The 10207-nt window shown below is 54.3% G+C and carries 10 protein-coding genes; 2 read left to right on the top strand and 8 right to left on the bottom strand.

Features of this window, described 5'->3' with window-relative positions:
- From nrfD to thyX, 7 genes are all read right to left on the bottom strand, one after another.
- Positions 1 to 487: NrfD/PsrC family molybdoenzyme membrane anchor subunit (nrfD, locus tag VEI96_05260; GenBank protein ID HXX57390.1), on the bottom strand; the 487-nt coding region annotated here is incomplete at its 3' end.
- 2 nt (positions 488 to 489) lie between these two features.
- Positions 490 to 1275: a 4Fe-4S dicluster domain-containing protein gene (locus VEI96_05255; GenBank protein ID HXX57389.1), complete on the bottom strand. Its 786-nt coding sequence runs from the start codon at positions 1273 to 1275 to the stop codon at positions 490 to 492.
- On the bottom strand, positions 1272 to 1745 hold the full coding sequence (locus VEI96_05250) for a cytochrome c3 family protein (protein ID HXX57388.1): 474 nt from the start codon (positions 1743 to 1745) through the stop codon (positions 1272 to 1274). Before VEI96_05250 ends, VEI96_05255 begins: the two co-directional genes overlap by 4 nt.
- A gap of 100 nt (positions 1746 to 1845) precedes the next feature.
- On the bottom strand, positions 1846 to 2859 hold the full coding sequence (locus tag VEI96_05245) for a cytochrome c3 family protein (protein ID HXX57387.1): 1014 nt from the start codon (positions 2857 to 2859) through the stop codon (positions 1846 to 1848).
- 154 nt (positions 2860 to 3013) lie between these two features.
- Entirely contained in the window at positions 3014 to 4015 is a 1002-nt protein-coding gene (locus VEI96_05240; GenBank protein ID HXX57386.1) for a cytochrome c3 family protein, read from the bottom strand.
- Positions 4016 to 4042: 27 nt separating this feature from the next.
- Positions 4043 to 5332 carry a glutamate-1-semialdehyde 2,1-aminomutase gene (gene hemL / locus VEI96_05235; GenBank protein ID HXX57385.1) on the bottom strand — a complete coding sequence of 430 codons (1290 nt, stop codon included), beginning with the start codon at positions 5330 to 5332 and terminating at the stop codon, positions 4043 to 4045.
- A 185-nt stretch (positions 5333 to 5517) separates the two neighbouring features.
- Positions 5518 to 6252 (bottom strand): FAD-dependent thymidylate synthase, encoded by a 735-nt coding sequence (gene thyX, locus VEI96_05230; protein HXX57384.1) that lies wholly within the window; start codon positions 6250 to 6252, stop codon positions 5518 to 5520.
- A 61-nt stretch (positions 6253 to 6313) separates the two neighbouring features.
- Between thyX and argH the strand changes: the two genes are divergently transcribed.
- Together argH and VEI96_05220 are read left to right on the top strand one after the other, a co-directional pair.
- Positions 6314 to 7696 (top strand): argininosuccinate lyase, encoded by a 1383-nt coding sequence (gene argH, locus VEI96_05225; GenBank protein ID HXX57383.1) that lies wholly within the window; start codon positions 6314 to 6316, stop codon positions 7694 to 7696.
- Positions 7693 to 8622 (top strand): hypothetical protein, encoded by a 930-nt coding sequence (locus VEI96_05220; GenBank protein HXX57382.1) that lies wholly within the window; start codon positions 7693 to 7695, stop codon positions 8620 to 8622. Before argH ends, VEI96_05220 begins: the two co-directional genes overlap by 4 nt.
- A gap of 97 nt (positions 8623 to 8719) precedes the next feature.
- Here the strand turns inward: VEI96_05220 and VEI96_05215 are convergent.
- The coding region (locus VEI96_05215; protein ID HXX57381.1) for a hypothetical protein at positions 8720 to 10207 on the bottom strand (1488 nt) is incomplete at its 5' end.

Raw genomic sequence — 10207 nt, 5'->3', positions numbered from 1 at the left:
CCTCCTCGCTGATGTCGTACGCACCGAGAGTCAGAGCCGAGAATATGAGATATTTGATCTTCTCTCCCAGGCCCTTGTCCTGCTTCTTCCCGAGGGAAAGCGCGGTCTCGACGAAATGTTTTCTGAATACGAACCACAATTCGGAAGCCACAATCGCCCCATAGGTCGAAAAGACGATGCCGAAGGCGGCGATGGCCGAGGTGAAATGGGGGGACATCATCACCTCTATTCCCCTCTGCGGTTGCTGGAGATGCAGCATGAGCGGCATCATCGCGACCGGCAGCAGCGCGAAGGAGAAGACGAGGGAAAACCGCGCCATGTCCTTCAGCTGCTGTATGCCGAAGACGTGATAGAGCGATGAGAGAACGAAGGCGCCCGCGACGAGACCGGTCATGAAGGGATACATGACGATCTGCACCGACCAGTAGATGTATTCATTCGGGGTTACAAAGAGCTCTTTGACTGTCCATGCTTCTCCGTGAACCATGCTTACCTTACCTCCTCATCGAGACCGATGTAATAGACCTGCGGTTTCGTTCCGTATTCGCTCTTCAACACCCCCACCCTCTCGGTCATGATGATCTTCGTGACCGGATCATTCGGGTCCTTGATATTCCCGATCATCCTCGCGCCGAAGGGGCACGCCTGGACACAGGCCGTTGTCAGCCCCTTCGTTATCCGGTGGTAGCAGAAGGTGCATTTTTCGGCCGTGCGGTAAATCGGGTGAAAGAACCTCACACCATAGGGACAGGCCATGATGCAGTAGCCGCAGCCGATACACCATTTCCTGTCGACGAGCACGACCCCGTCGGCGGCCTGATACGTGGCGCCCACCGGGCATACCTGAACGCAGGGCGGATTCTCGCACTGGTTGCAGAGCTTCGGGACAAAGTATGCCTTGTCTATATCATCGTTTTTTATATCGTGATATTCATCCTTGCCGAGGGCTATCTTGCTCGTGGTGAAACCATCCCGCGCGCCCTTCGGCGAATCTGCAAAGAGCTTTCCCTGTTTCGTGAGGACATACCGCTCGACCCACGTCCTCGTCACGTTCGCGTCGTAAGGTATCTCGTTTTCCAGCTTGCATGCCTTCACGCAGAAACCGCAGCCGACACATTTGTACGTGTTCACGAGGAACACCCATCTCACCCTCGCCTTGTCCCCTTTTGCGGCAAAGAGGTTTCGGGGGTTTATGATTTCTATCGCCGCGAGCGGCACGGCGAGTCCCGCTATGCCCTTGGCGCTCGTTTTCAGGAAGTCTCTTCTCGTTATCATTTCATGCCCTCCAACTTAGGCTTGTGCGGATTGTGACACATTACGCATTCGATGCCGGGGTTGTGCTTGTCCGGATCGACCCCTCTGATATTCGCCCTCCCGCTCGTGGGATAGGGCAGGGGATAGTGGCACCGCAGGCATTGGGCCCTGTTCTTGTCGATGCTCAGTTTCGGCGGGTCCGATGGGTGTTCGATGGCCGGACCATGACAGTTTTCGCACTGAATGATGGCGTGAGGCGTCTGCATAATGGAGGCATATTTATCGTTGTGGCAGTCCTTGCAGTATTCCTTCGAACGGTATTTGGCCGGTAAGGCCTTCCATTCCTCCTCGTTGCTCTTCCGGTGCATGCCATACATATACCCTCTCTCCTGTATGCCGAAATCCTTCGGAACAACGAACTCTCTCGCGATCAGGATGAGGACAACGAAACCGATTACCACAAAAAGCGGCCGCCAGACGTGACTCTTCATAATCCCTTACTTCGCTCCTTTGCTATAGAGTAGCAGGATGACATGGGGAGACGGGGGAGTTATTCCCTCATCTCCCTGCGGATAGTATTCTACCATAATCTCAGGACGCAATAAACCGCTTCGGCTCCCGGTATTCGTGGCATTTGACACAGTCCTTCTTCGCACTCTCCTCGGTGACACGCCAGCGGTGGGGCTTATGGCAGTCCTTGCACTTCATCCCGACAACCTGTATGTGAAGATTGTGCTTGCCGACCTCGGGGACATTGCGGTGACAGCTGAGGCAGTTGCCCCAATCGGGTCGCACCAGCTTGTGTGGTTTATGACATTCGTAACAGAAGAATTGCATCGGCGCATCGGAAGGCACATTGATCTTTATCGCCTTCTTGACCGTCTCCGTGCCCGGCTGGTAATGCTTCACATCCATCGACCCGTCAGCAATGAGTTCCTTTCTGACTTCCTCACCGCCGTGGCAGAAGAGACACTTCTTCCTCCCGGGCCTGAGGTCCTTCGTCCGGTCCGTATGACAGTTGAGGCATGCGAGTCCGACCATACCGGCACCGTGCACCTCCTTGTTCTGGTGGCATCTGACGCAGAACCGCTCTTCCGGAGTGAATTTGTGGACGATGTACCCGTGGCATTGGGAGCATTCCTTCTGCTCCATGAAGACATGCTTCGCATGGAGGTTCGATTTATTGATCATCGGCGCCTTTGCGTATCGCTCGTCCTTTTCCCAATGGCATTTCAGACAGTATCTCCAGGGTACGATGATCTTGCCGTGGCGTTCCGGAACCCTCGTCGGCCTGTGCAGAACAAAGCTGATGAGCAGGTTGTTCATCTCCGGGACGGTGAGGTGATGACACTCATGGCAGTTGACGTTCTTATGTTCACTCGTTTCCCAGGCCTCGAAGGCCTGCTTCATGAGATGACAGCTTACACAGAACTTCGGATTATTCTGGGTAAAGTCATAAAACCGGAAGGCGACGACACCGCTCCCTGCCGTGATCACGAGGAGCAGCACCGCAATGATCACCTTCCCCTTGAACGACATGCCTTCTTCGAGCCAGGCATGGAATTTCTTGAACCACCGAAAAGGATTCAACATCGAAAACTTCATAGAAACCTCCCCAATTGAGTACTACACCTTCTCTCTTTATCTCTCTTCGTCAACGGCTGCTGCATATGTCCTCAGCCTTTACTCTCACACCGCCCGGAACTGACGCATCCGGGATGGCAGCGGGTGCCTGTCATCCCCCTGAAACGTTTCAGATTTACAGCGTCAGGAACCTCCTCGGATCCCGGTATTCGTGGCATTTGACACAATCCTTCTTCGCCTGTTCCTCGGTGACGCTCCAGACATGAGGTTTATGGCAATTCTTGCATTCCATGCCGACAGTCTTGATATGCAGTTCGTGTCTGCCCTTATCGGGGATGCTGCTGTGGCACTTCAGACAGTCGTTCCAGTCGGGCCTCGCCTTCTGATGGGGTTTGTGGCACTCATAGCAGTAAAACTGCATCGGCGCATCTCCCGGGAAATTTATCTTGATCGCCTTCTTTGTGACTGCGGGAGGGGGCGGGAAATGCTTCACGTCTATGCTGCCGTCCGCAATGAGTTCCTGCCTCACTGATTCATCGCCGTGGCAGTAGAGGCATTTCTTTCTTCCCGGCCTCAGGTTCTTGGTACGCTCGGTGTGACAGTTGAGACACGCGAGTTCCTTCATCCCCGCACCATGGACCTCTTTTCCGGTGTGGCACTTGAGACAGAACCTCTCCTCGGTCGGGAATTTGTGGATGACATACCCATGGCACTGGGTGCACTCGAGACCCGCTGTCGTAGCGTGCCTGATATGGTATTGGGAGGTGGAGACGTTCGGCGCCTCAGGGTACTTCTTGTTCTTCTCCCAGTGACAGAGCATGCAAAACTTCTTCGGTACGATGATTTCGCCGTGTCTCGGAGAAACCGTCTTATGCCCGAGGAAGACAAACTTTACGATCTGCATCACCTGGTCTTTCCGCGTCGCGTGATGACAGTCATGACAGGTAACCCTGTTGTGCTCGCTCTTCTCCCAAGCCGCGTGGGCCTTGTCGTGGACATGGCACGTCCTGCACGCCGCAGGGTCGTTCTCGAAGTAATCGTTGATCCTGTATCCCGTGTAGGCAGCGCCGACGAGAAAAAGCAAAACGAATACCGAGATGAGGACCTTTGTCCTCTTCGAGAGTTTCTCGGTAAACCAGACAATAATCTTGTCAACTAACGTCAGCGGATTGAGCACCAAATCCTCCTCACGCTTCCTTAAAGCCTAACGGTCAAGTCCGGACAGGGTCTTGTACGCGGCCCGAATAGTCTTCTCGATATCATTTCCGGTGTGGGCAAGGGAGATGAATCCGGCCTCGAACTGCGACGGAGCGAGGTTTACCCCCTGCTGCAGCATCCCCGTGAAGAACCGTCCAAATCGCTTCGTATCCGATCTCTTTGCCGTTTCGTAATCAACGACTTCCCTATCGGAGAAGTAGGTACAGAACATGGTTCCGGCCCGGTAAAACTTTGTCTTAACGCCCGACTTTTTGGCCGCATCTTTCAGACCTCTTTCGAGGCGATCCATCGTCTTTTCGAGCTTCTCATAGGCGCCCTTTTTCGAGAGGATCTTCAGCGTCTCTATGCCGGCCGTCATCGCGATCGGGTTTCCGGAGAGTGTCCCTGCCTGGTACACAGGGCCTTCCGGCGCCACGATGGACATTATTTCTCGCTTTCCGCCGAACGCTCCGACAGGCATTCCGCCGCCGATTACTTTGCCGAGGCAGGTCATGTCCGGCCTTATCCCATAATGCGCCTGCGCGCCGCCGTAAGAGACCCTGAAACCGGTCATGACCTCGTCGAATATGAGGACGATCCCGTACTTCCTCGTCTCCTTCCGTAATGCTTCGAGGAAACCCTGTTTCGGCAGGACGCATCCTATGTTGCCGACCACCGGCTCGACGATGACGCATGCAATCGATTTCCACTCTCTCCTGACGATGTCCGTAAAGGTCTTGATGTCGTTGAACGGAACGGTTATCGTATTTTTCGCGTAGGATTTTGGAACCCCGGGGCTGTCGGGGACTCCGAAGGTCATCGCACCGGAACCGGCTTTCACGAGCAGGCCGTCGGCGTGCCCATGGTAACAGCCTTCGAATTTGATTATCTTGTCCCTTCCGGTGAAGCCCCTCGAGACCCTTATCGCACTCATCGTCGCCTCGGTGCCTGAACTTGTCATTCTCACCTTCTCGACGGAAGGGTAGGCCTTTACGATGAGTTCGGCGAGTTCTATCTCGAGTTCCGTGGGGGCACCGAAGCTCGTGCCTCTTTCGATGGCGGATTTGAGCGCCTTCACGACTGCCGGATGGGCATGCCCGAGGATCATCGGGCCCCATGAGAGTACATAGTCGATGTACCCGTTGCCGTCCGCGTCGTAAATCTTCGAACCCTTTGCGCTTTTGATGAAGAGGGGATTTCCGCCTACCGCCTTGAAGGCCCGTACCGGACTGTTGACCCCTCCGGGTATCAGCCTGAAGGCTTTCTTAAATAGCTCTCTTGATTTCGTCGAGTTCATTCACCTTTCCTCTCGAAGCCGGGATTCAAAAAAGATTATCATTATACCATAACCTGAAGAATCGAATGCCCGAACCAAATATATTACATGGCAATAGGACTCAATGTTAAATAGTTTAAATTTATAATAAAATAAATTTTATTTTGGTGTCAAAGAAACAGCGGGATAGTAGCGATGTCTGAGGATCAACTTGTGAGGGCTAGAAACTTCTTTCTGACTTCTTTCATCTTCCCGCAGGTATATTCTCCCTCGGGGCAGGGTACAAAAAGGCATCCGGGTCCTGCCTTCGCGAAGATTACCGGTGCGACTTTTTTTGCGAGTTTCAGCATCTCCACAGCCATCCGCCTGATCTCCCATTGAGCCCTGTTGCAACACCTCTGGCGGAAGAAGTGGAGGAGTTCCCGCGCATTCATCGTGACCATGATCTTCGTCTCCGAGGCATTCGGGAGGACGAAGCGCGCATCCTGGTTCGCTGATTCGCCGGTTATGCCCTTTTCGTGAAGCTTCCTCACAAGGTGATCATACGCCTTTTGCGCCTCGGCCATGCATTCTTCAAAGTACTCCTTCAATTCCCTGTCGCCGCTGATACTGGGAGGAACGACATAATCGAAGCCCGCCTCCTCTCTCACATAACGCTGTGACTGCTGACTGTAGGAAGCGAGCCGGTGTCTGACGAGCTGGTGCGAGCATGCCCGGGATATCCCCTCTATGGCGTAGGTGAACGAAGCATGTTCGACGGGGCTCATATGTCCCATCTTCACGAGCCTCTCGACAAAGGCGTTTTGGTCTTTTTCCTCTATCTTCTCCCTGAGGGATCCTATGTCCGAAGGACTGTAACAAAGCTTAGCGGCCATGGCAACGGTCGCCTCGGGGTTAGGGGTGTGGCGGAGGAGCATCACCTTGAGTTTCGCCTGCGACATGCGGCTATCATATCACGTTGAAAACCCTTGACACAAGAATCTCAAAATTTTATGCTTAGCCATGAAGAAACTCTGGTCAGGAAGGTTTAGAGAGAAGACTGCGGGCATTGTCGAGTCCTTCACGGAATCGATCTCCTTTGACAGCCGCCTCTGGAGATACGATATTGAGGGGAGCATCGCCCATGCGAAGATGATCGGCAGGCAGGGAATAATCCCGATGGAGGATTCCCGGAAGATCGTTCGCGGACTGAAAGAGATAGCCGATGAGATAGAAGCGGACAGATTCAGGTTCAGACGAGACCTTGAGGATATTCACATGAACATCGAGGCTGGACTCATCAGGAAGACGGGCGATGCCGGGAGGCGGCTCCATACGGCACGATCGAGAAATGACCAGGTCGCCCTCGACATGCGGCTCTATCTCAGGGACGAGATCGGGAGAATAGTCTCTCTCCTCGAGGACCTTCAGAAGAAGCTGGTGGAGAGCGCTGCGAAACACCGTGACTACATCATGCCAGGATACACGCACCTCCAGAGGGCACAGCCGGTGCTCCTGTCGCTTCATCTCCTCGCGTATGTCGAAATGCTCCGGCGTGATACCGAGAGATTTCAGGATAGTCTGAAGAGGGTCAATGTCCTTCCTCTCGGCGCAGGCGCCCTTGCGGGCACGTCGCTGCCGATAGACAGGGAATATGTGGCGAAACTCCTCGGTTTTGACAGGGTATCGGAAAACAGTCTCGACGCGGTCTCTGACAGGGACTTCGCGATCGAATTCCTCTCCGATGCGAGCATCCTCATGATGCATCTCTCGAGGATGGCTGAGGAACTCGTGCTCTGGGCCACGAGGGAGTTCTCTTTTATCGAGCTCCCCGATGCCTACACTACGGGCTCGAGCATCATGCCGCAGAAGAAGAACCCGGACGCTGCGGAGCTCATGAGGGGCAAAACCGGAAGGGTTTACGGCTCGCTTATCTCCCTTCTCACCACGATGAAGGGGTTGCCACTCTCCTATAACCGGGACATGCAGGAAGACAAGGTGCCGGTCTTCGATGCCGTGGATACGGTAAAGGCGTCGCTTTCCGTCCTCACCGAGATGGTGCCACGCATCCGGTTCAATAAAAAAAGGCTCTCCGACACGGCCTCAGAGGCTTATGCCACGGCTACCGACATCGCCGAGTATCTCGTGAGAAAGGGGATGCCCTTCAGGGATGCCCACGAAGTTACGGGCAGGATAGTCCTCCATTGTATAGAAAACAATCTGACCTTAGACAGTCTGAAGATCGAGGACCTGCAAATATTTTCGCCTCTCATAGAAGGAGATGTCTACCGATATCTCACCGCCGAAGGCTCTGTCACGGCTAAGCGATCGAGCGGAGGCACTTCTCCCGCTGAGGTCAGGAAGAGGATTGAGGGATTCAGGAAGAAGATGAAAAGGAAGAGATGAGGGAATTCGTTGCCCGGCTCTTCCCGTTGCTCGTAGCGGTAATTCTCATAGCTTCCTGCGGCAAGAAGGGTCCTCCCACGCTGAAGTCGTATGAAAAACCTCCTGCACCAACCCAACTGACGGCAATCCACAGAGAGGATGAGATTCTGCTCTCATGGGCTTATCCCGATAACCTGAGATCTTCCATTAAGGGGTTCTATCTCCTGAGATCAAAAGATGACGCTTTTGAAAGGTATGCCTTCATCGCCTCCGACAAGAGTTCCTTCGCAGACAGGAATTTTGAACTGAATACCTCCTACAGGTATAAAGTCATCGCGATGAACCTCCGGGAAGTCACGAGTGCTGACTCGAACATCGTTACCGCAACTCCACGACCTCCCCCATCTCCTCCGGCGAAGATCGGATTTGTCGTAGGGTCCGACGCCCTCACCCTTTCCTGGGATAGTGCAGGGGAGGGTGTCTGCTACAACATCTATAAGACTACCGATGAAGGCGCCTTCGGCAAGATGCCGATCAATCGCGAACCAGAATGCGCCTTGTCATACAGAGATGCGGGTATTCTGCCCGCCAGGGTTGTCTACTACCGCATCAGGCCATTGCTCAATACGGAAATACGGGATGAGGGGTATGCTTCTGCCACGGTCGAGGTGAACCCTTCTGCATTCATCCCCTCTCCGCCTTCCGATCTCAGGATTGCGGCGGGTGAGGACAGGGTACACCTCGTCTGGAAAGAGAGCCCGGAAGCATGGGTGAAGGGATACAGGGTTTATCGCAGGGTCGAGGGAGGACCAGAATTTACGCTCATCGGTGAGGTCGCGCTGCCGTCCTTCACCGATCCTGAGAAAAGCGGTAAGAGAGTCCGGTACATGATACGTGCCCTGGGACCTTCTGCAGAAAGTGCGCCTCTTGTCGGTGAGATGCCGTAAGATTAAGACACCTCCTCAGCGTAAGACAAAAGAAAAGCCCCGGATCGCTCCGGGGCTTTTTCTTTGCCGGTCGGAAGACCTTACATCATTCGACTGACTACGGTATGGATAATTGACCCGCTCCGTATTGCGTCGCGGGCCTTGTTCCGGCCGGCCTCACCGCACCGGGGAGTATAGTCTGTAACGGCTGTCCGCTTAAACTCACCAGTGAGTCCTGAAGTAGTTCGATGCAATACCTGTAGTCATGAACCGCTGCCGATGAGTTCGGCACGAGGGTCTGTGAAGTTGCTGACGAAGGAAGACCCTTGATGATGAAGGAGAGATTGAAGGCAGCTGCGTAAGGTCTGGGAGTCCATGCGGTGAACGGGATGGTGCGGGCTTGATCAGCGAAGAAGTATGGGTATTGCAGGTCATTGTAATAGATTGGAGGGTTCTGAGCAGCCAGGAGCGCTATCAGTTTTGCCTGCAATGATTGGATGGCAACCGCGATAGGTTGTGTGGAACCATTCGGATCGCCTGTGTAATTGTTCGTATCGAAGCTCGCGCGATAGACGGCGACATTAGGAGAGGCGCTGCCGGGTTTTGCCGGCACCGGCCCGAAGCTCCCGTGGCAGTCCGAAGTGTTACAAGTGGCCACGTTCGGGTTCCAGGAGTGACCGCCGTTCTTATTGTCCGCTGTCACGTTGTCCATGTGGCAGGTCGGACAGTTCGCGCCCTGGTGCGGCGCGTTGAAGCCGTACGACTGGTTCAGATATTCATAGCCGTTGACAGCCCAGAGCATGGCTGCGGTCCCCAGATAATGCGGGTTAAAGAAATTGCCGGTAATCGTGGTGCCCGGAGCGAACTTGGTCGCATTGAGGGTGAGTCCGCTCTCCCTTCCCTGATGGCAGAAGATGCAGATCGTTCCGTTTTCTGTCTGGTCTATCGGGGGGAGCGGCGTGTTGTCGAGGAAGACATTGCCCTGAATCGTGATGAACTGCGTCGAATAGTTCGTCATCATGACGGGCACGCGCAGACCGAACTCCGTGCCCTGAACGAGGGTATGGGTGTCATGACAGGTGATGCATGTAACCGGCTCGTCCCCGAAGACGACAGGTGCAGCCGGTGTCCCCTGGGTGTTGGCCTGCCAGGCGAGAGACGTTAAGCCGTTGTGGCACTTAAAGCAGGCGAAATTGTTGTTGCCTGCGTTCTGTGAGGTGCTCGCCGTTGTGCCTGCTTTGGTAAGAGCCATGTCGTAGGGGTAGTAAGTCTGGTGGCTGCCCGCGATAGGAAAGGGCTGGCCCGTACTCTCGTCGATGTAGGCTGCAGGATTCGCAGAGAACTCGGCAAATGCAGCGGCATTCCGGTCCGCATGGCCTGCGTTGAGCCATTGGCTGTAGATATCCAATTGGTGTGTCAGGAGCTTGCTGTAGAGGTAAAGACCGACTGTGTGACAGGATGCACAGAGACGCTCAACGTTCAGTTCATTGTTCTTCCCTACCACTTTGCTCGTATCGACCGATCCGTTCGCCTGAACCGCACCATTCGGCTGGAAGATAATTGCAGCTATTTGCGTTGATGTGGCTGTCGGGCTTTCGTTTCCGGT

The organism is Thermodesulfovibrionales bacterium (assembly GCA_035622735.1).
Taxonomy (GTDB): Bacteria; Nitrospirota; Thermodesulfovibrionia; order Thermodesulfovibrionales; family UBA9159; genus DASPUT01.
The sequence above is the reverse complement of the archived record's forward strand: the minus strand, read 5'-3'. Positions and strand labels throughout refer to the sequence as shown.